The 21,260-nt window shown below is 71.0% G+C and carries 16 protein-coding genes; 12 read left to right on the top strand and 4 right to left on the bottom strand.

Annotated features, from left to right (window positions below):
• The 6 genes from NF616_RS15380 to NF616_RS15355 all read left to right on the top strand — a co-directional run.
• Positions 1–316: alpha/beta hydrolase fold domain-containing protein (locus NF616_RS15380; protein WP_252274157.1), on the top strand; the 316-nt coding region annotated here is incomplete at its 5' end.
• Positions 317–537: 221 nt separating this feature from the next.
• Positions 538–1,272, top strand: a complete 735-nt coding sequence (locus NF616_RS15375; RefSeq protein ID WP_252274172.1) for an alpha/beta fold hydrolase — start codon at positions 538–540, stop codon at positions 1,270–1,272.
• A gap of 297 nt (positions 1,273–1,569) precedes the next feature.
• Positions 1,570–2,133, top strand: a complete 564-nt coding sequence (locus tag NF616_RS15370) for a putative antibiotic biosynthesis monooxygenase (RefSeq protein WP_252274156.1) — start codon at positions 1,570–1,572, stop codon at positions 2,131–2,133.
• Between the two features lie 133 nt (positions 2,134–2,266).
• On the top strand, positions 2,267–4,105 hold the full coding sequence (locus tag NF616_RS15365) for an amidohydrolase (RefSeq protein ID WP_252274171.1): 1,839 nt from the start codon (positions 2,267–2,269) through the stop codon (positions 4,103–4,105).
• A 109-nt stretch (positions 4,106–4,214) separates the two neighbouring features.
• Positions 4,215–5,165 (top strand): GlxA family transcriptional regulator, encoded by a 951-nt coding sequence (locus tag NF616_RS15360; RefSeq protein ID WP_252274155.1) that lies wholly within the window; start codon positions 4,215–4,217, stop codon positions 5,163–5,165.
• Positions 5,166–5,308: 143 nt separating this feature from the next.
• Positions 5,309–5,740 (top strand): helix-turn-helix domain-containing protein, encoded by a 432-nt coding sequence (locus tag NF616_RS15355; RefSeq protein WP_252274154.1) that lies wholly within the window; start codon positions 5,309–5,311, stop codon positions 5,738–5,740.
• A gap of 39 nt (positions 5,741–5,779) precedes the next feature.
• On the opposite strand, the gene ycaC is transcribed toward NF616_RS15355, so the two are convergent.
• Complete coding sequence (ycaC, locus tag NF616_RS15350; RefSeq protein WP_252274153.1) at positions 5,780–6,403, bottom strand: isochorismate family cysteine hydrolase YcaC; 624 nt, start codon at positions 6,401–6,403, stop codon at positions 5,780–5,782.
• A gap of 30 nt (positions 6,404–6,433) precedes the next feature.
• Positions 6,434–8,032, bottom strand: coding sequence for an MFS transporter (locus NF616_RS15345; protein WP_434091891.1), 1,599 nt, complete (start codon positions 8,030–8,032; stop codon positions 6,434–6,436).
• A gap of 244 nt (positions 8,033–8,276) precedes the next feature.
• On the opposite strand from NF616_RS15345, the gene NF616_RS15340 reads away from it, so the two are divergent.
• Positions 8,277–8,699, top strand: a complete 423-nt coding sequence (locus NF616_RS15340) for a DoxX family protein (RefSeq protein WP_252274152.1) — start codon at positions 8,277–8,279, stop codon at positions 8,697–8,699.
• Positions 8,696–9,931, top strand: a complete 1,236-nt coding sequence (locus NF616_RS15335; RefSeq protein WP_252274151.1) for an OprD family outer membrane porin — start codon at positions 8,696–8,698, stop codon at positions 9,929–9,931. The genes NF616_RS15340 and NF616_RS15335 overlap by 4 nt, the downstream gene beginning before the upstream one ends.
• Before the next feature lie 45 nt (positions 9,932–9,976).
• Here NF616_RS15335 and NF616_RS15330 read toward each other — a convergent pair whose 3' ends face one another.
• A complete protein-coding gene (locus NF616_RS15330; protein ID WP_252274150.1) occupies positions 9,977–10,885 on the bottom strand; it encodes a LysR family transcriptional regulator in 909 nt (302 codons plus the stop codon).
• Between the two features lie 187 nt (positions 10,886–11,072).
• Between NF616_RS15330 and NF616_RS15325 the strand changes: the two genes are divergently transcribed.
• The 3 genes from NF616_RS15325 to NF616_RS15315 all read left to right on the top strand — a co-directional run bounded on the left by NF616_RS15325 (position 11,073) and on the right by NF616_RS15315 (position 18,251).
• Positions 11,073–12,050 (top strand): response regulator, encoded by a 978-nt coding sequence (locus NF616_RS15325; protein WP_252274149.1) that lies wholly within the window; start codon positions 11,073–11,075, stop codon positions 12,048–12,050.
• Between the two features lie 142 nt (positions 12,051–12,192).
• Positions 12,193–17,589, top strand: coding sequence for an AAA family ATPase (locus tag NF616_RS15320; protein ID WP_252274148.1), 5,397 nt, complete (start codon positions 12,193–12,195; stop codon positions 17,587–17,589).
• Positions 17,590–17,675: 86 nt separating this feature from the next.
• The gene (locus NF616_RS15315; protein ID WP_252274147.1) at positions 17,676–18,251 is read left to right on the top strand and encodes a helix-turn-helix domain-containing protein; all 576 of its coding nucleotides are present in this window, start codon (positions 17,676–17,678) and stop codon (positions 18,249–18,251) included.
• On the opposite strand, the gene NF616_RS15310 is transcribed toward NF616_RS15315, so the two are convergent.
• A complete protein-coding gene (locus NF616_RS15310; protein ID WP_252274146.1) occupies positions 18,248–19,186 on the bottom strand; it encodes a class I SAM-dependent methyltransferase in 939 nt (312 codons plus the stop codon). The genes NF616_RS15315 and NF616_RS15310 overlap by 4 nt on opposite strands.
• Before the next feature lie 122 nt (positions 19,187–19,308).
• Between NF616_RS15310 and NF616_RS15305 the strand changes: the two genes are divergently transcribed.
• Positions 19,309–21,117: a monovalent cation:proton antiporter-2 (CPA2) family protein gene (locus tag NF616_RS15305; RefSeq protein ID WP_252274145.1), complete on the top strand. Its 1,809-nt coding sequence runs from the start codon at positions 19,309–19,311 to the stop codon at positions 21,115–21,117.
• Positions 21,118–21,260 lie beyond the last annotated feature (143 nt).

The following is a 21,260-nucleotide window of genomic DNA, read 5'->3' as shown; positions in this document are numbered from 1 at the left end:
GATGAAGTGGTTCTGGGACAACTACACCACCGACCCGAAGCAGCGCGCCGAGCGCTTCGCCTCGCCGCTGCGCGCCAGCGCCGAGCAGCTCAAGGGCCTGCCGCCGACCCTGATCCAGACCGCCGAATTCGACGTGCTGCGTGACGAGGGCGAGGCATACGCCCGCAAACTGGACGCCGCCGGCGTCACCGTCACCGCGGTGCGCTACAACGGCATGATCCACGACTACGGCCTGCTCAACCCGCTGGCACACGTGCCGGCCGTGCAGGCGGCAATGCGTCAGGCCGGCAACGAGCTGAAGCAGCACCTGAAATAACCAGCGAGCGCCCTGGCAGGCATCGACCTGCCCGACACAGCCCGCCTCGCTCGCCGGGCAGGGCGCCCTCCACGGCGCCCTGCCCGGCTGCGCGACGGCGAGGCTGCATGCAACTCCCCGCGCGAGTGGCTCGCTCGACACAGCAGCCCCGCGCTCATCAACGGAAGATAGACATGAAGATAAAGAACCTGGCCCTCGGCCTGGCCCTGGCAGGGGCGGCCATGGCGGCGACACCGGCATCGGCCGATGCGCATAAACCCACCATCGTCCTGGTGCATGGCGCGTTCGCCGACTCGAGCAGCTGGAACGGCGTGATCGAGATCCTGCAGAAGGACGGCTATCGCGTCATCGCCGCCGCCAACCCGCTGCGCAGCGTCAAGGGCGACGCCCAGTCGGTGACCAGCGTGCTCAAGAGCATCGCGCATCCCGTGGTGCTGGTCGGGCACTCCTACGGCGGCCCGGTCATCAGCACCGCCGCCTACGGGCAGGCGAACGTGAAGGCGCTGGTTTACGTCGCGGCGTTCGCCCCGGATGTCGGCGAAACGGCGGTCGGCCTGACCGGTAAATTCCCCGGCGCGACCCTCGCCCCGACGCTCGATGCCCCGGTCGCCCTGGAGGGCGGCGACAAGGACCTGTACATCCAGCAGGACCAGTTTCCCCAGCAGTTCGCGGCCGACGTGCCCGAGGCGCAGGCGCGCCTGATGGCCGCCACCCAGCGCCCGGTGACCGAAGGCGCGCTGAATGAAGCGGCGACGGTGGCCGCCTGGAAAACCACGCCGTCGTGGTGGATCTACGGCGACAAGGACAAGAACATCCCGCCGCGCGCGATGCAGTTCATGGCCGAACGGGCGCACGCGAAGCAGACCGTCGTGGTGGAAGGCGCCTCGCACGTGGTGATGATCTCCAACCCCGAGCCGGTGGCGCGGATCATCGAGGCGGCGGCAACCGCCCAGTGAGATGAGCATCCCGCCCGCCCGTCGCGGGCGGGGCGGGATGCTTTCGCGACGCAGCAGGCGGGCCTTCGTTCGACAACCGAGCGCAGGGCCGCCCACCTCGCGCCATCGCGAGCCAAAGTCGCCTGGCGCCGGCATCCCGGCCTGGCCACATCAACACCCATTGCGCGACTGCCTGGCCGGCCCCGAGCGTTCGGCTTTGATCACATCGGAACAAAGCCGGCACACCGATGCAATCGATCCCCCTCGTCTGGCGCGACACTGGCGGCTCCCGAAGCATCAGGCCAGAGGCCCCTGACGATGGAAACGCAACACGCCGACAACGTGGTCACCCTGCTGATCCGCCACCGGGTTCGCCAGGGCCGGGAGCAGGCCTACGAGCACTGGCTGCACCGCATCGTCCAGACCGCGCACGGCTACCCCGGCCACCTGGGCGTCGACGTGATTCGCGGCACCGACGAAGGATTGCCGCTGTTCACCAGCGTGCTGCGCTTCAACGGCGCCCCGCAACTGCAAGACTGGCTGGATTCGGACGAGCGTCGCCGGCTGATCGAGGAAGTCCGCCCCCTGCTGGAGCGCCAGGAAGACCTGGAATTGCACCCCGGCCGCGAATTCTGGTTCGCCCCGGCCGATGCCGAGGTTCCACCGCCACGCTGGAAGCAGGCCTGCGTCACCTTCGCCGTGATCCTGCCGCTCAGCCTGCTGATCCCGCTGCTCTGGCAGCCGGCGTTCGCCGCCCTGCCCTGGCTCGGCGGCTACCTGGCCAGCAACACCGCGATCACCCTGACCATCGTCCTGCTGGTGGTCTATCTGTTCATGCCACGGGTCACCCGCTGGCTCGCCCCCTGGCTCAACCGACCCTGACCCGGAGGTCCCCATGTCCCACGATCCCGCCGACAACAGCCGGCGCCGCTTTCTCGCCGCCACATCCCTGCTCGGCGCCGCCGGCGCGCTGTGGCCGTCCCTGCCGATCTTCGGCGCCGACAAAGGAGGCTCCATGCATCCCGACCTGATCCTGTACAACGGCCGCATCCATACCGTGGACCGGGAGAAACCCAAGGCCAGCGCCGTGGCCATCCATGACGGCCGCTTCGTCGCCGTCGGTGACGACGCCGAGGTGATGGCCCTGCGCGGCGGCAACACGCGGGTCGTCGACCTGCAGAAGCGCACCGTGATCCCCGGCCTCAACGACTCGCACCTGCACCTGATCCGTGGCGGCCTCAACTACAACCTGGAGCTGCGCTGGGAAGGCGTGCCCTCGCTGGCCGACGCCCTGCGCATGCTCAAGGACCAGGCCGAGCGCACCCCGGCCCCGCAATGGGTGCGGGTGGTCGGCGGCTGGAACGAATTCCAGTTCGCCGAGAAGCGCCTGCCGACCCTCGACGAGATCAACAGGGCCGCGCCGGACACCCCGGTGTTCCTGCTCCACCTGTACGACCGCGCCCTGCTCAACCGCGCCGCGCTGCGCGTGGTCGGTTACGACAAGAGCACCCCCAACCCGCCGGGCGGCGAGATCGTCCGCGACGCCAACGGCGAGCCCACCGGCATGCTCATCGCCCGGCCCAACGCGATGATCCTCTACGCCACCCTGGCCAAGGGGCCGAAGCTGCCGCTGGAGTATCAGGTCAACTCCACCCGCCAGTTCATGCGCGAGCTCAACCGCCTGGGCGTGACCAGCGCCATCGATGCCGGCGGCGGCTACCAGAACTACCCGGACGACTACCAGGTGATCGAGCAGCTGGCCAAGGACAAGCAGCTGACCGTGCGCATCGCCTACAACCTGTTCACCCAGAAGCCCAAGGAAGAGCTGGCCGACTTCCAGAACTGGAGCAAGATCGTCAAACCCGGCCAGGGCGACGACTTCCTGCGCCACAACGGCGCCGGCGAGATGCTGGTGTTCTCCGCCGCCGACTTCGAGGACTTCCTCGAGCCGCGCCCGGACCTGGCGCCGAGCATGGAGAGCGAGCTGGAGCCGGTGGTGCGCCACCTGGTCGAGCAGCGCTGGCCGTTCCGCCTGCACGCCACCTACGACGAGTCCATCTCGCGCATGCTCGACGTGTTCGAGAAGGTCAACCGCGACATCCCGTTCGACGGCCTGCCCTGGTTCTTCGACCATGCCGAGACCATCAGCCCGAAGAACATCGAGCGCGTGCGCGCACTGGGCGGCGGCATCGCCATCCAGCACCGCATGGCCTTCCAGGGCGAGTACTTCGTCGACCGCTACGGCGCCAAGGCCGCCGAGGCCACCCCGCCGATCCAGCGCATGCTGGCCGAAGGCGTGCCGGTGGGCGCCGGCACCGACGCCACCCGGGTCGCCAGCTACAACCCCTGGACCGCGCTGTACTGGATGGTCAGCGGCAAGACCGTCGGCGGCCTGGAACTGCAGCCCCATGGCCTGTCGCGGGAGACCGCACTGCAGCTGTTCACCCACGGCAGCGCCTGGTTCTCCAGCGAACAGGGCAAGAAGGGCCAGATCAGGGTGGGCCAGCTGGCCGACCTGACGGCCCTGTCGGCGGACTACTTCGGCGTCGAGGAAGAGGCCATCAAGTGGCTCGAATCGGTGCTGACGGTGGTCGGCGGCGAGGTGGTCTACGCCGCCGCCGAGTTCGACAAGCTCGGCCCGCCGCAACTGCCGGTGATGCCGGACTGGTCGCCGGTAGCCAAGGTGCCCGGGCATTGGAAGCCCAACGCGCCGCTGGTAGCGGCCGTGCACCAGTGCGTCGGCAGCTGCGCCGTGCATGCCCACAGCCACGAGCGGGCGCGCCTGTCGTCGGTGCCGGTCAGCGATTTCCAGGGCTTCTGGGGCGCCTTCGGCTGCTCCTGCTTCGCCTTCTGACGCCTCCCCCACTCACGCGCCGCGGGCGCGTGGGTTCCATTGCGCAGTGCTCGCAGATGGGAAGAATTGCTATTCTTCCCCTCCCACCCGCGAGCCGATGCACCGCACCATGAAAGACGTGGCGATCCTGCTGTTTCCCGAAGTACTGATGTTGGACGTGGCAGGCCCCATCGAGGTGTTCTCCCTCGCCAATCGCTACCTCGCACCCGCCGATCACTACCGCATCCGCACCATCAGCAGCGCCGAGCCCACGGTGCGCGCCTCCAACGGCCTGTGCATGCTGGCCGACCACGTGCTCACGGATGCCCCCGCCCGCTTCGACCTGCTGCTGATCCCCGGCGGCCCTGGCGCCTACAACGGCGACCACGCCGACCTGCTGCCCTGGCTGCGCGACACCGCGCTGGCCTCGTGCCGCTACGGCTCGATCTGCACCGGCGCCTTCCTGCTCGGCGAGGCGGGGCTGCTCGAGGGCCGCAACGTGACCACCCACTGGAACTACACCGAGCGCCTGGCCCGGCGCTTCCCCGGCGCCCGGGTGGGCACCGACCAGATCTACATCCAGGACCGCGAGCTGATCACCTCCGGCGGCATCACCGCCGGCATCGACATGGCGCTGGCGATTCTCGCCGAAGACCACGGCAAGCAGATCGCCGTGAGCGTGGCCAAGGTGCTGCTGGTGGCCACCCGGCGCCAGGGCGGCCAGGCCCAGTTCAGCCCGATGCTGGCCGAGGTGGCGCGCGAGGAATCGCCGATCAGCCGCGCCCAGCATTACGCCCTGGACAACCTCGATGAAGAGCTCAGCGTGGAGCGCCTGGCCGGTGTCGCCGGCATGAGCGCGCGGCACTTCGCCCGGATGTTCGCCCGCGAGGTGCGCCTCACGCCCATGGAATTCGTGCAGAGCGCGCGGCTGGACCGCGCCCGCAACCTGCTGGAGACCAGCGACCTGCCGCTGAAGACGGTGGCCTACCGCGCCGGCTTCCGCAGCGTGCGCTGCATGCGCATGCAGTTCAGCGACCGCCTCGGCCTCACCCCCGCGCAGTACCGCCACCAGTTCGGCTGAGGCTGTCCGTTTCCGGCCCCGCGATGGCGGTCGAGGTACCCACCGATTCGTTTCGCCGCCGCACCCGCGGCGCCATGATGATCTCCAGGCTGCGGCGTGTTCCGTCGCCCGCGGCACGACTTCAACGTCCGGGAGAGAAACGCATGAACCTCTGCGCATCGACGGCGACCTTCACCGCTTCGCGCCCCGTTCCCGGGCAGCCAGCACTGACCCTCCCCGCCCGCCCGCTGCCGCCGGTGCGCCTCTCCGCCTGGCAGGAACGACTGGCCAAGCGGCTGATCGCCGCCAACCTCAATACCGGCCTGTCGATGGCCGAACTGGCCCGCGAATGCGGCCTGTCGCGCTGTCACTTCTCCCGCGCCTTCCACGGCAGCACCGGCCTTTCGCCGCACCAGTGGCTGACGCACCAGCGCCTGCAGCGCGCCGAGGAACTGCTCCTGGGCACGCGTTCGGTGGCCGAAGTGGCCCAGGACTGCGGCTTCGCCGACCAGGCGCACTTCTCGCGGGTGTTCGCCCGCCGCTTCGGCCAGCCGCCGAGCCAGTGGCGGCTCGAGCGGCTGCGCCGGGCGGGCTGAGCACGCGGCCGGGCACGGAGCCCGCCGCGTGCCCGCGCCTCACTTGCCGATCAGGGTGAAGTAGCTGGTCATCAGGTTGCGGTAGTTGGGGATGTGGTTGGACAGCAGGTTGCCCAGGCCCTCGATGTCGTTGCGCCAGTCGCGGTGCAGCTCGCACGCCACGCTGAACCAGTTCATCAGCTGCACGCCGGCGGCGCTCATGCGCGACCAGGCGGCCTGCTGCACGGTCTTGTCGAAGGTGCCGGAAGCATCGGTGACGACGAACACGTCGAAGCCCTCGGCGATCGCCGACAGCGCCGGGAAGGCCACGCACACATCGGTGACCACACCGGCGATGATCAACTGCTTGCGCCCGGTCTTCTTGATCGCGGCGACGAAGTCCTCGTTGTCCCAGGCGTTGATCTGGCCCGGGCGGGCGACGTAGGGCGCCTCCGGGAACAGCTCCTTGAGCTCCGGCACCAGCGGGCCGTTGGGGCCCTGCTCGAAGCTGGTGGTGAGGATGGTCGGCAGGTTGAAGAACTTGGCCACGGCGCCCAGGGCCAGGACGTTGTTCTTGAAGTCGCTGGGGGTGAAATCCTGCACCAGGGAGATCAGGCCGGACTGGTGGTCGACCAACAGGACGACGGCGTCGTCCTTGTTCAGGCGCTTGTAGGGGACGGACATGATGACGCTCCTTCTTGCGGTGGTTGAAATTCAGTGGCGCGGGGCGGCCAGCAGGTGGCGAATGCGCAGCGGCACGCCCTCCTGCTGATAGCGCCGCGCGGCGGCCTCGATGCGTTGCTCGGCCTGGGTGACGCGGCCGTGATGACGCAGGTGTTCGAGCCAGGATTCGTCGAAGAACAGCTCCTGCCACAGGCCCGGGTCCTCGCTGTCCTGCAGCAGCGCCCAGGAGAAGGCGCCGTTGCGCCGGCGCATGCGGCGCACGTCTTCCATGGCCAGGCGGAACGCCGCGGCGTCCTCGGCGGCGATGCGGTATTCCAGGGTCACGAGCACCGGGCCGCGCTCGCGGTCCAGGGCCTCGTCGAGAATCGGCGTCGGCCAGTGCAGCGCGGGCGCCACGTCTTCGGCGCGGGTCGCCGGCAGGGCGAACCACAGGCGCATGACCAGGCCCAGCACCAGCAGCGCGCCGCCGCCGGCGAACGCCACGCCCAGCGAGAAGTGGCTGGCCAGCGCGCCCCAGGCGATGCCGCCCAGGGCCGAGGCGCCGAAGAACACCAGGATGTACACCGACAGCGCTCGGGCACGCACCCACGCCGGCACCGCTGTCTGCGCCGCCAGCTGCAGGCTCGACAGCACGGCGATCCAGGCCGCGCCGCTGAGCAGCATCAGCGGCGCCAGCCAGGCGAACTCGCGCAGCCAGGCCAGGCCGAACAGCACGCCGGCATAGGCCAGACTCGCGACCATCACCAGCACGTCGCCGCCGAAGCGCGCGCGCAGGCGTGGCAGCAGTACGGCCCCGCCGATGGCGCCGAGACCGACGCAGCCGAGCAGGATGCCGTAGTCCAGCGCGGTGCCGCCCAGCTCCTGGCGCACCAGCGCCGGCAGCAGGGCCATGCCTGCCGAGGCCCCGAGGAAGAACGCCGCGGTGCGCACCAGCACCGCCTGCAGCGGCCGGGCGCTGCGGGCATACCGTGCGCCGGCGCGGATGGCGCCGAACAGGCGTTCGGCCGGCAGCACGCTCTCGCTCGGCGTGCGCTTCCACAGCAGCAGGGCGAGGATCACGGCGAAGAACGAAACGGCATTCAGGGCGAAGGTCAGCCACGGCCCGCTGAGGCTGACCAGGACGCCGGCCAGTGCCGGGCCGATGGCCCGCGCCACGTTGACGCCCAGGCTGGACAGCGCCACGGCCGCCGGCAGCTCCTCGCGCCCGACCATCTCCGGCGCCAGCGCCGACCAGGCCGGCATCATCAGCGCCGTGCCGATGCCCATGCCGAAAGTCAGCAGCAGGAGCAGGGTCACGTTCATCTGCCCGCTCAGGGTCAGCAGCGCCAGGGCCAGGGCGATGGCGGCCATCCACAGCTGCACGGCCAACAGGTAGCGACGCTTGTCGACGATGTCGGCCAGGGCGCCGGCCGGCAGCGCCAGCATGAAGATCGGCAGCGCCGCGGCCACCTGCACCAGCGCCACCGCCAGGGGGCTGGCGGACAGCGAGGTCATCAGCCAGCCGGCGCCGACCTCGTGCATCCAGGTGCCGATGTTGGAGGCGATGCTGGCCAGCCACAGCCAGCGGAACACCCGGGTCCGCAGCGGCGACCAGGCCGAGACGGCGGGGTTGTTCAGGGTCTTTTCCATGGGCGGGGCGCTCTCGCGTGGGCTGCCCCGGCGGACAGCGTTCAGTCGTTGCCGCCACTATCCGCGCTCCGCCGCGGCGCGGATTGCATGCATGTGCTCGTTTGTGCAGGCGGCCGCGGCCGGCGCCTGGCGCGGCGTCCCGGCGCAACACGGGCGGCCGGCCGCGGCGCGCCAGCACATCGCGCCAAGAAATGCCGCGGCGGCCTGCCGATAGTGGCGCTCCCTTTTTGCGGAGAACCGCCCGATGACCCCGTCTGCCTCCCTCACCGCCCTGCCCGCCCCGCTGTCCTGGGGGCTGCTGCTGATGCGCGTCGGCGCCGCGTTGATGCTGCTCCTGGTGCACGGCCTGCCGAAGCTGCTGGACTGGTCCGGCGAACTGCAGCGCATCGAGGACCCGCTCGGCCTCGGCGCGCCTCTCACCCTGGGCCTGGCGGTGTTCGCCGAAGTGCTCTGCCCGCTGCTGCTGATCCTCGGCCTGTGGGCGCGCCTGGCCTGCCTGCCGGTGCTGGCGGTGCTCGGCGTTTCGCTGCTGCTGGTGCACCCGGAGTGGAGCCTGGAGCAGGGCCAGTTCGCCTGGCTGCTGCTGGTGCTCTACACCGGCCTCGCCATCACCGGTCCCGGCCCGCTGGTGGCGCAGCGCCTGCTGCCGCGGGGCGCGCCGGCATGAGCCGCGCGGCCCTGCTGGCGAGCTGCGCGCTGGCCGCCCTCAGCGGCCCGGCCCAGGCCGCCGAGTGGTCGCTGCTGGCGCGCAACTACCTGCTGCACAACGACGTGCGCGAACCCGGCCAGGCGCTGCGCCGCGAATGGGCCCAGGGCTTCATCGCCAGCGTCGCCGCCGAACCGCTGGCATTCGGCGAACTGCGCCTGGGCGGCGAGGTCCATGGCTTCCTCGGCCTCAAGCTCGACGGCGGACGCGGCCATGCCGGCACCGGCCTGTTGCCGCTGGACAGCCGCGGCGCGGCCGAGGACGACTATTCCAGCGCCGGCGGCGCCCTGCATCTGCGCTGGGGCGAGACCCGCCTGCGCTATGGCGAGATGACGGTCGAGACGCCGCTGCTGGACACCGGCGACAAGCGCCTGCAGCCGGAATACGCCAGCGGCTGGCTGCTCGACAGCCACGCCCTGGAAGGCATGCGGCTGCAGGCCGGGCGCTTCACCGCGTTCAAGAACCAGGACGCCAGCAGCGGCCACGGCGACTTCGCCGGCTACGGCGCCAGCACCCGCCACGGCGGCCTCAGCCTGGCAGGACTGCGCATGAGCGGCCCTGGCTCGGCCTGGGGCGGCGCGCTGTACACCGGGCGCCTGGATGAGACCTGGGACCAGGCCTACGCCAACCTCAACGCGCGCCTCGGCCGCTGGGCGCTGGACGCCAACCTGTACCGCACCCGCGACAGCGGCGCGGCGCGCGCCGGCCGAATCGACACCCTGGCCTACAGCCTGCTCGGCAGCCTGCGGCTCGGCGGGCACGGCCTGAGCCTGGGTTATCAGCGGGTGGAGGGCGATACGCCATTCGATTTCGTCGGCGGCGATTCCATCTACCTGGCCAACTCGGCCAAGTACGCCGACTTCAACGGCCCCGGCGAGCGCTCCTGGCAGCTGCGCTACCAGTGGACCAGCGCGGCGCTGCCGGGCCTCAGCCTGTCGGCACGCTACGTGCGCGGCAGCCGCATCGACGGCAGCCACGCCCCCCGCGGCGGCGCCTATGCCGACTCGTACGGCCGTGGCGGGCGCCACTGGGAACGCGACCTGGACCTGCGCTACGTGGTGCAGAGCGGCGCGGCCCGCGACCTCAGCCTGAGCCTGGCGCACGTCGCGCACCGGGCCAACGCCGTCCAGGGCGGCGCCGACCTGGACCGCGTCTACCTGATCATCGAATACCCGCTGTCGGGCGGCTTCTGAAACACCCGGGCGCCGCGGCGACCCGCGCCGCCGCGCGGGCTCGACTCAGGCCGGCGCGGCCATGTACTGGAGGATGCGCTCGCGCAGCCAGCTCTCGGCCGGGTCGCTGTCGTACACCCCGCTCCAGACCATGGACAGCTCCGACTCGTTGATCGCGAACGGCGCGTCGTCGGCGCGCAGCACGCCGTCCTCGGCGAGGATGCAGGCGGCGTAGTCCGGCACCGTGGCGACCATCTCGGTGTTGCGCAGCAGCGCGCGCAGGCTGCCGAACTGCGGCACCGCCAGCACCACCTTGCGGCAGCGGCCGACGTTGGCCAGGTCGTTGTCGATGTTGCCGGACAGGTCGCCGGAGAAGGACACCAGCGCATGGGGCCGGGCGCAGTATTCGTCGAGGGTCAGCGGGCCAGGGCGCGAATCGCCGCGCAGCACCTTGACGCCGATGTCGCGCAGCTTGCGGCGCTTGGCGTTGGCCGGCAGGTCGGTGGTGTAGCTCACGCCCACCGAGATCTCGCCGGACGCCAGCAGCGCCGGCATCAGCAGGAAGTTGGCGCGGCGCACCACCACGGTGATGTTCGGCGCCTCCTGCTGCAGGGCGTTGAGCAACGCGGGGAACAGACCGAACTCGGCGTCGTCGGACAGGCCCAGGCGGAACACGTTGGTGCTGGTGGCCGGGTCGAAGGCCTTGGCCCGGCTCACCGCCGCGCTGATCACGTCCATCGCCGGGCGCACTTCCTCGAAGATGTGCAGCGCCCGCGGGGTCGGCTCCATCTGCCGGCCGTTGCGGATCAGCAGCGGGTCGTCGAACAGGTCGCGCAGGCGACTCAGCGCCGCGCTCACCGTGGACTGGGTGATGAACAGCTTCTCGCCCACGCGGGTCAGGTTGCGTTCGATCATCAGTGCCTCGAACACCACCAGCAGGTTCATGTCGAGGTGACGCAGCTCGTTTCGGTTCATCGACCATCATCCAGATATGCGGCGAGTCCTGTCATTTGAGCACAGGCGAAACGGCCGGACTTGAATATTTGTGCGAATTGCCGGGTCTCGAAATCTTCGGTTGAGAAGTCGTCGGACATCCTCTACGGTGAAACCAACCCGCTGCGAAGCGCAACAATAATTTCCTTGCAAAACAACGAGTAACCCCATGATTCGGCTAGGCGAAGCTTGGCTCTCGGTAGAGCGACGAGAGGCCTTCCTGCAGGGCGAACCGGTTCGGCTCGGCAGCCGCGCGTTCGCCCTGCTCGAGGTGTTGCTGGCGGCGCCCAATCGGCTGGTGACCAAGGACGAGCTGATCGCCGCCATCTGGCCCGACACGGTGGTCGAAGAGAACAACCTGCAGGTGCAAGTCTCGACCTTGCGCCGCGTGCTGCAGCTGGACTCGCGCCTGCTGGAAACGGTGCCGCGCCGCGGCTACCGCCTCAACCTCGCCAGCGAACCGCCACCGGTCGAGGCCGCGCCGACATGCTGCGACGACGAGGGCTGGAAATCCCTGGCCCATGTCCACGTGGTGGACGACGAGCCGGCGGTCTGCGCCGCGCTGGTGCGCCTGCTGCGTTCGATGGGCATCGCCGCCACCGGCCATGCCTCAGCGGCGGCCTTCCTCGCCGACTGCGTGTTCGAGCGCCCGGCCTGCCTGCTGCTCGACGTACGCCTGAACGAGGGCAGCGGCTTCGACCTGCTCGACGAGCTGGCCCGGCGCCAGGCGCCCTTCCCCATCGTGTTCATGACCGGCTTCGGCACCATCGACATGTCGGTGCGCGCCATGAAGGCCGGCGCCCTGGGCTTCCTGACCAAGCCGGTGGACGAGTGCCGGCTGCTCGCCTCCGTGCGCGAGGCGATGGAACGGGCCCACAGCCGCCACGCCGAGAGCACCCTGTGCCGCTCGGTGCGGGCGCGCTACGCCAGCCTGACCGAGCGCGAGCGGCAGATCTTCGCCGGCCTCGTGCGCGGCCGCCTGAACAAGGAGATCGCCGCCGAGCTGGGCCTGCAGGAGGTGACCGTGAAGGTGCACAAAAAGCACATCATGACAAAACTCTGCACCAGGACCCTGGTAGATCTGCTCATGGTGGGACGTGTGCTGGGCATGCTCCCGGAACTCCACCCCCACGCCGAGCCGGCCTGAGCCGCGCCACCGGCGCCCCCTTTCCCGACAGCCAAAGGCCCCTCATGCAGATCGTGTGCGTCAGCGACGACCCAGCCTCGATCCGCCGGCGCCTGCTCGCCTCGCCCCGGCGCGCCCGGGCAACTCGCGCGGAGCCTCGTCGATGAGCATCGTCGCCCCACCCCTCGCCGGCAATCCGCGCTTCGACGACGCCTGGCTCGAACGGGTCGAGTGGCGCGGCATCGACCGCAGCGGCGAGCTGACCCGCTGGCGTGTCCGCGATACCCGGGCCGGGCGGCGCTGGCTGGTGGTTCGCGCCAGTCCGCGCGCCTCACAGTGGGAACTGGCCCGTCTCGACCGCGAATACGGCCTGGGCCCGAGTCTGGCCGAGGCCTGGGCGCTGCTGCCGCTGGCGCGCCTGAGCACCGCCGAAGGCCCGCTGCTGGTGCTCGACGACGATGGCGGCAAGCCGCTCTCGGCCGTCGCCGCCATGCCGCTGTCGGTGGAGCGCTTCCTGCACCTGGCCATCGCCGCCACCGCGGCGCTGGCGCAGATGCATCGCCACGGCCTGCTGCACCGCGACATCCGCCCGGACAACCTGATCCTCGGCGACGACGGCCGCGTGCGTCTGACCGGCTTCGCCTTCGCCATGCCCAGCGACGGCAGCGCGGACGGCATTCCGCCGCTGCCCGACGGCAGCCTGGCCTACCTGCCGCCCGAGCAGACGCCCTCGACACGCGGCGATCTGTACGCCCTGGGCGTGAGCTTCTTCGAGCTGCTCAGCGGGCGCCTGCCGTTCAGCGCCAGCGACCCGGTGCGCTGGCTGCATCAGCACGTGGCGGTGCCGGCGCCGACCGTCACCGAGCACCGCCCGGGCCTGCCGCCGGGGCTGGACGACTTGCTCGCCTGGCTGATGGCCAAGCAGCCGGGCCAGCGCCCGGACTCGGCCCAGCAGCTGGAAGCGGAGCTGCGCCGCTGCCTGGACGAATGGCGCGAGAGCGGCGGCATCCGCCGCGCCGCGCCGGCGCCCGCCGGACGCGCGGGTGATCATCTGGTCGGCCGCGACGCCGAACTGGCCACCCTGCACGCCGCCGTCGCCCGCCTGCAGGACGGGCTGGGCGGCGCGGTGCTGATCGGCGGCGAGGCCGGCATCGGCAAGACCTCGCTGATGCGCCAGCTGCGCCGCAGCCAGCGCGGCGAGGCGCTGCTGTTCGCCAACGCCAAGTGCGAGCAGTCGCGTCATCGCCAGCCCTACGCCACCCTCTGCGCCGCGTTCGCCTCGCTGTTCGCGCGCCTGGCCGGAGAGGCGCCGGAAGAGGTGCGCCGCCGCGGCCAGCGCCTGCGCGAGGCGCTGGGCCAGAACGGCGCCCTGCTGGCGCGCCTGATACCGGAACTGGAGTGGCTCACCGGGCCGCTGCCGGCCAGCGCCAATCCGCCGCCGGTGAGCGAGGCGCGCCGCCATCTGCACGGCCTGCTGCAGCGCCTGCTGGCGACGCTCGCCCGCCGCGAGCAGCCGCTGCTGCTGTTCCTCGACGACGTGCAGTGGATCGACGACGAGACCCGCGTCTTCCTCGCTGAGCTGGCGCCCTCCAGCTTCGACCACCTGCTGCTGATCGCCGCCTACCGCGACCACACGCCGGACGACGCCCTGCAGGCCCTGCTCGGGCATTGCCGCAGCCTCGGCGCACGCACCGTTGAAATCATCCTGCGGCCGCTGGGCGCCGCCGAGATCACCGCCCTGCTGCAGGCCGAGCTGGACCTGCCGGCCGACGAAACCGCGCTGCTGGCCGAGCGCCTGAGCCTGCGCGGCAACGGCAACCCGCTGTACCTCGCCCAGTTCGTCGCGCTGCTGCGCGAGTCCGAGGGCGCCGTGGCCGACGCCGCGCAGCTCGAGGACGCCGCCGCGCTGCTGCGCCTGCGCCTGGAGCGCCTGCCGGACGCCACCCGCGACGTGCTCGGCGCCCTGGCGCTGCTCGGCAACCACACGCCACTGGCGCACCTGGCCGCGGTCTGCGACGCCAGCCCGGACCAGCTCCTCAACCGGCTGCGCCCGGCGCTCAAGGCCGGGCTGCTGGCGCAGGATCACGAGGGCTTCGCATTCAGCCACGACACCATCTGGGAGGCGGCCAAGCGGCGCATTCCCGAGCCCATGCGCCAGACCATGGCGGTGGAGTTCGCCCTGGCACTGCTCGACCTGCTCGCCGCGGATGCCGAGCCGGAGGCGGTGTACCGGGTGGCGGCGCAGGTGCTGCGCGCCGCCGACGCCCCGCTGCAGGCGCCGCAGCAAGCCGCGTTCGTCGATTTATTGCTGCGCGCGGCGCGCCTGGCCATGTCCGCCGCGGCCGCCGCGACGGCCCTCGACTACCTCGAGCCGGCCCGTCGACTGGCCGGCGCCGACGGCCCGCGGGCCCGGGAAATCGCGCTGCTGCACGTCCAGGGGCTGATCCTCAACGCCGACTACGACGCCGCCGAGCGCCAGGCGGCGGCACTGCTCGAAGCCACCACCGCGCCGCTGCAGCGCGCCGAGCTCTATCGCCAGCGCTGCGAGATCCGCTCGCTGTGCGGCGACTATGCCGGCGCCGTGGACACCGCCGCCCAGGGCCTGGCGGAGCTGGGCGTGGCGCTGCCGCTGGATGCGCGCCTGGGCCATGCCGAGCAGGCCTGGCAGGCGCTGCAGCTGGCGCTGGGCGGACGCTCGCCGGAGGTCTTCGCCAGCCTGCCGGACATCGACAACCCCGGCATCCAGGCCATCGTCGAGTTGCTCGCCGCCACGGTGATCCCCGGCTCCTTCATCCAGCCCGACCTGATGCTGCTGAGCACCTGCCGCATCGCCAGCCTCAGCCTGGAATTCGGCATGAGCACCCCGGCGGTGCAGGCCCTGGCCTGGCTCGGCGTGGCCAGCGCGCATCACTTCGACCATTACCAGGAAGGCTTCCGGTTCGCCGCCACCGCGCGCCGCCTGGCCGACCTGCCGCGCCACGCCAGCGGCCGCACGGCGGTGCTGGTGGCCCTCGACCAGGTCAGCGTGTGGACGCGGCCGCTGCCGTTCGCCCTGGAATGCGCGGAATCGGCCTTCCGCGCCAGCCTGGCGCAGGGTTCGCCGAGCTTCGCCTGCTACGCCAACAACCACATCGTCTCCGACCTGCTGGTGCTCGGCGCCCCCATCGAGCGCATGCTGCGGCAGATCGACGCCGGCCTGGCCATGGCCCGCAACCTGGAATTCGACGACGCGCAGAGCATCCTGTACGCCCAGGCCCGCTACATCCGGCGCCTGGCCGGCGACAGCTCCGGCAGCTTGCCCATCCCGCCCTATGAAGAGCTGGCCGCACGCGTGGCCCGCAGCCACATGGGGCCGCTGCACTTCTGGTGGCAGCTGTTCGAGGGCCTGCTGCACTTCCTCGAAGGCGACTTCGAGGGCGCCGCGACCCACCTCGACCGGGCCTGGACCCTGACCTGGTCGGCGCCGGCGCACATCCACCTGATCGACCTGGCGCTGTTCACCGTGCTCAACCGCGCGGCGCTGCAGACCGCCACCGGCCGGCCCCAGGAGTTCGGCCTGCCGATGCAGCGCCTGCGCCTGTGGGCCGAGCTCAACCCGCGCTACTTCGCCGACCGCCTGGCCGTGGCCGAAGCCGAGCTGCTGCGCCTGGAGGGCCGCAGCCTGGAGGCGCTGCAACGCTACGAGGACGCCATCGCCAAGGCCGAACACTGCGGCGCGGTGCACCTCAAGGGGCTGTCCCACGAGATGGCCGCGCGCTGCTACGAGGCCCTGGGCCTGCAGGTCGGCTTCCGCACCCACCTGCGTCAGGCCCGCGACGCCTGGCGGCGCTGGGGCGCGAAGACCCTGGCGCAGCAGCTGGAGGCCGAGCACGCCTTCCTCCGCGAGCAGCCGCAACCGACGGCGCAGGCCTTGCCGCCCGGGCAGCAGCGTGACCTGCTGTCGATCACCCGCGCCTGCCAGGCGCTGTCCCGCGAGATCGAGCCGAGCGCGCTGATCGAAACGCTGCTGGCCAACGCCGCCGTGCACGCCGGCGCCACCTACACCGCGCTGCTGCTGGGCGAGGACGACGACCTGCGGGTCGCGGCGGTCGGCCTGGCCGACAGTCGTGGCATCGACGTGCGCCTGCAGCCGCCGCCCGCCGCCAGCGCGGCGGCGCCCCTGAGCCTGGCGCGCCAGGTGATGCGGCGCCGCGAATCGCTGCTGATGGGCGGTGCCGAGGCGCTGCGGCGCTTCGGCGAAGACCCTTACCTGGCACGGGTGGAGAACGGCTCGCTGATGTGCGTGCCGCTGCTCAAGCAGAACCAGGCGATCGGCGCGCTGTACCTGGAGAACTGCCTGACCCAGGGCGCCTTCGAGCCGGCGCGGATGGACGTGCTGGAACTGCTCGCCGCCCAGGCGGCGATTTCCCTGAGCACCGCACGGCTGTACGGCGACCTGCTGGCGGAGAACCGGCGGCGCCGCGAGAGCGAGAGCACGCTGCGGCGCACCCAGGCGCTGATGGCCATCGGCCAGGCGGTGAACCGCTACGGCACCTTTCTCTGGCGGCACCAGAGCGAGGCCTCGTTCTGGTCGCCGCGGCTGATCGCCGAGCTCGGCCTGCCGGTGCTGCCCGACGACCGCCACCTGCACGACCCCGCCGTGCTGGTGCATGCCGACGACCGCGCACGCTTCGTGCGGGCGCTGAGCAACGCCTGCGAGCGCCTGCAGCCGTTCCGCCTGGAATGCCGCACCGTGGCGCTGGACGGCACGCCGCGCTACCTGGAACTGGCTGGCGAGCCGGACGGCGAGGCGTTCATCGGCGTGGTCTGCGACATCAGCGAGCGGCGCCAGGCCGAGGCCGCCCTGCGCAACGCCCGCGCCGAACTGGACCGCACCTCCCAGGCCACCATGCTCGGCGAGCTGGCCGCCTCCATCGCCCACGAGATCAACCAGCCGCTGGCCTCGATCCTGTCCAACGCCGGCGCCAGCCTGCGCTGGCTGGACCGCCCGCAGCCGGCCATCGGCGACGCCCTGGAAAGCCTGCAGGACATCCTCGGCGAGGGTCAGCGCGCCGCCGACATCGTTCGTGCCATGCGCACCCTCGCCCGGCGCAAGGCGATCCAGCGCAAGCCGGTGGCGCTGGAGCGAGTGATCCGCCAGGTGCTGGACATCACTCGCGCCGAGCTGGACGACAAGCACGTGGTGCTGAGCCTGGACATGGCGCCGGCGCTGCCGGTGCTCGGCGACGCCATCCAGCTGCAACAGGTGCTGCGCAACCTGATCGTCAACGCCGTGGAGGCCATGCAGGCGCTGCCGCCCAGCATGCGCCAGCTGCACATCCTGGCCCGGCCGGTGGGCGCGGAAGTGCTGGTGGTGGTCGAGGACAGCGGCCCGGGCGTACCGCCGGAGAAACTGGGCAAGGTGTTCCAGGCCTTCTTCAGCACCAAGGCCTCCGGCATGGGCATGGGGCTGGCCATCTGCGCCTCCATCATTTCCGCCCATGGCGGCGTGCTCGGCGCCAGCCGCGGGCGCCACGACGAGAACCTGTTCTACTTCACCCTGCCCGGCCAGCGCGGCTGAGGGCTTCAGAACTTTTCAGGAATCGCCAAGGACGCCGACGGAACCCGAGGCGCACGCTCTCCACCATTCGAGACGGAGAGAACGCCATGAACGCGATGGCCACACCGGCGGCGGCCGCCCTGGACACTCAGACCTACCGACTGATCGTCACCCTGCAGGAAGCGCTGCAGTCGCCCGCGGACAGCGAGCGCGAGCGCGTGTCCCGGGCCGGGCTGCAGCTCTGCGAGCACCTGCTGGAGCGCTACCGGCAGCCGCCGGCGAACCGCGAGCGGCTGTCGCTAGCGCCCTGGCAGGAGCGCAAGGCCAAGGAGATCCTGTCGCGCAGCCTCAACGCGCGGCTGTTCATCGCCGATGTCGCCGAGCAGTGCGCCATGTCGCGCAGCCACTTCTCCCGCGCCTTCAAGAAGGCCACCGGCATGTCGCCGCAGGACTGGGCGCTGGACCTGCGCGTGCGCCGGGCCCAGGAGCTGCTGCGCGACAGCGCCCTGCCCATCTCCTCGATCAGTCTGGAATGCGGTTTCGCCGACCAGTCGCACTTCAGCCGCACCTTTGGCCGCCTGGTGGGCATCACCCCCAAGCGCTGGCGCCAGCTCAACGCTCGCCCGGCGGCGGCGCTGCGGGTTATCCCTGGGGATATGTCCCTCGGGGTAGTGGCCGGTTAATCCACCGCGAACAGCAGTACCTTGAGCGCCCGGTCCGGGTCGATGTCGGCGAACTCCGGCGGGTTGTCCAGGCGCTGCCGGTAATGCAGCTGCGGCGCCTCGCGGGCGGCCTCGGCGATCACGAAATCGGGCGTCAGGCCCGGATCGTTGCAGCAGGCCAGGACCTGGCCGCCGGGCGTCAGCAGCTCGGGCAGGCGGCGCAGAATCTTGGCGTAGTCGCGGGTGAGCACGAAGCTGCCCTTCTGGAAGCTCGGCGGGTCGACCACGATCAGCTCGTACGGCCCCTCGCGGCGCAGCCTGCCCCAGGAGTTGAACAGGTCGTGGGCGAGGAAGCCGACCCGCGACAGGTCGTGGCCGTTCAGCCGGTGGTTATCGCGGCCGCGGCTCAGGGCCGGGCGCGACATGTCCAGGTTGACCACCCGCTCCGCGCCGCCGGCGATGGCCGCCACGGAGAAACCGCAGGTGTAGGCGAACAGGTTGAGCACCCGCCGTCCGCCGGCCTGCTCGCGCAACCAGCGCCGCCCCATGCGCATGTCGAGGAACAGGCCGCAGTTCTGCTTGCGGCCGAAATCGAGCAGGTAGCGCAGACCGTCTTCGTCGATTTCATGACGCTCGAGGGGCGCGCCGAGCAGGTAGTCGGTGGCGCTGTCGGCGCGGTAGCGGTGCTGCAGCAACAGGTGCGCGGCGCCGCTGGCGGCCCAGGCCGGCGAGTCGCCCAGGGCCAGCAGCATCTGCCTGAGTTCGGCCAGCTCGGCCTCGTCGGGCTCGCGGAACAGCGACACCAGCAGCACGCCCTGCAGCCAGTCGACGGTGATCTGCTCCAAGCCCGGCCACTGCCGGCCACGGCCGTGGAACAGGCGGCGCGCCTCGGGCGGCAGGTCGGCGAAGGCGCGCAGCAGGTGCTGCTGCAGGGTGGCGATGGCGGCTGGATTCATGACGGGCGCAACGAGGAAACGGGCCGGCATTCTAGGCCATAACGCCCGCCTGCGACGCCGCGGCCGCGCCGGGCGAGGCGCGAGCTGATAACCTTTGAAATCATTTTGAACGGGAGATTTCCATGCCTCACGACGGCAGCGTACTGCAGGGAGCAGTCGTATTCCTCTTCGCCGCCGTGCTGGCGGTGCCGCTGGCCAAGCGCCTGCAACTCGGCGCCGTGCTCGGTTATCTGCTGGCCGGCGTGTTGATCGGCCCCTCGGTGCTGGGCCTGATCGGCGATCCCGAGAGCGTGGCGCACCTGTCGGAGATGGGCGTGGTGCTGCTGCTGTTCATCATCGGCCTGGAGCTGTCGCCGCGGCGCCTGTGGGTGATGCGCACGGCGGTGTTCGGCGTGGGCCTGGCCCAGGTGCTGCTGACCGCCGTGGTGATCGGCACGGTGGCCCTCTTCGGCTTCCACCAGCCCTTGCCGGTGGCCATGGTGCTTGGCCTGGGCCTGGCGCTGTCGTCCACCGCCTTCGGCCTGCAGCTGCTGGCCGAACGCAAGGAACTCACCGCGCCCCACGGGCGCATGGCCTTCGCCATCCTGCTGTTCCAGGACATCGCCGCGATTCCGCTGATCGCCCTGGTGCCGATGCTCGGCGAGGCCTCGCCGCATCCGCTGCCGGGCAACGAGCTGCAGGGGCTGCTCGAGGTGTTCGGCAGCATCGCCCTGGTGGTGCTCGGCGGGCGCTACCTGCTGCGCCCGGTGTTCCGCATCGTCGCCCGCACCAACATTCGTGAGGTGTCCACCGCCACCGCCCTGCTGGTGGTGATCGGCACCGCCTGGCTGATGGAGCTGGCCGGCATTTCCATGGCCCTGGGCGCGTTCCTCGCCGGCATGCTGCTGGCCGATTCGGAGTACCGCCACGAGCTGGAATCGCACATCGAACCGTTCAAGGGGCTGCTGCTCGGGCTGTTCTTCATGAGCGTGGGCATGGCCGCCAACCTCGCCCTGCTGTGGCGCGAACCGCTGCTGGTGCTGGGCCTGACCCTGCTGCTGATCGGCCTCAAGCTGCCGGTGCTGCTGCTGGTCGGTCGTCTGGCCGGCGGCCTGTCGCGGGTCAGCGCAGTGCGCCTGGCCGTGCTGCTGGCGGCCGGCGGCGAGTTCGCTTTCGTGGTGTTCCGCATGGCCCGCGGCGAGCAGCTGCTGGATGCCTACACCCATGACCTGCTGGTGATCGCCATCACCCTGTCGATGGCCCTGACCCCGCCGATGGTGCTGCTCGCCGCCCACTGGTTCAAGGCCGCACCCGCCACGCCGCGGCCGGTGCCGCCGGAGCTGGAGAAGATGGACAGCGACACGCCGCGCGTGGTGCTGGCCGGCATGGGCCGCATGGGCCAGGTGATCGCCCGCGTGCTGCACGCGCAGCGGGTGCCCTTCGTCGCGCTGGACACCTCGGTGGACGCGGTGGAGATGTCGCGCAGCCTGGGCGACATGCCGATCTTCTATGGTGACCCGCTGCGTCCGGAAATCCTGCGCGCCGCCCAGTTGGACAAGGCCGAGTGGTTCATCGTCGCCACCGACGACCCGGAGACCAACCTGAAGACCGCCGAGATGGTGCGCCGGCTGTACCCGCACGTGAAGATCATCGCCCGCGCGCGCAACCGCCAGCACGTGCACAAGCTGTGGGACCTCAACGCCCAGGCCGTGCGCGAGACCTTCCACTCCAGCCTGGAAATGAGCCGCCAGGTGCTGCGCGGCCTGGGCCTGAGTGAGGAGCAGGCCGCCGCGCGCCTGCGCCGCTTCCAGCGCCACGACGAGGAGGTGCTGGAGGCCCAGCACAAGGTCTACGACAACCAGGCGGCGGTGCAGCAGACCGCCCGCGAGGCCCGTGCGGAGCTGGCGCGGCTGTTCAGCAGCGACGACAGCGAGGAGCGCCGCCCGAACTGAGCGCGGGCGGTGGCACTTTTCGACGGGCAAAAAAAACGGCCCATCGTCAATCGACGTGGACCGCAAAGCACTACTGGTCGTGCGTGGTGCCCCGCCACCCGCCGATGAGGGAGGGCTGGGGCGGGACGGAACGCGCCGCCGGA

This window comes from Pseudomonas subflava (genome assembly GCF_023823685.1).
GTDB classification, from domain to species: Bacteria; Pseudomonadota; Gammaproteobacteria; order Pseudomonadales; family Pseudomonadaceae; genus Aquipseudomonas; species Aquipseudomonas subflava.
Note: the sequence above shows the minus strand (reverse complement) of the source record. Positions and strands in the feature narration are given on the sequence as shown.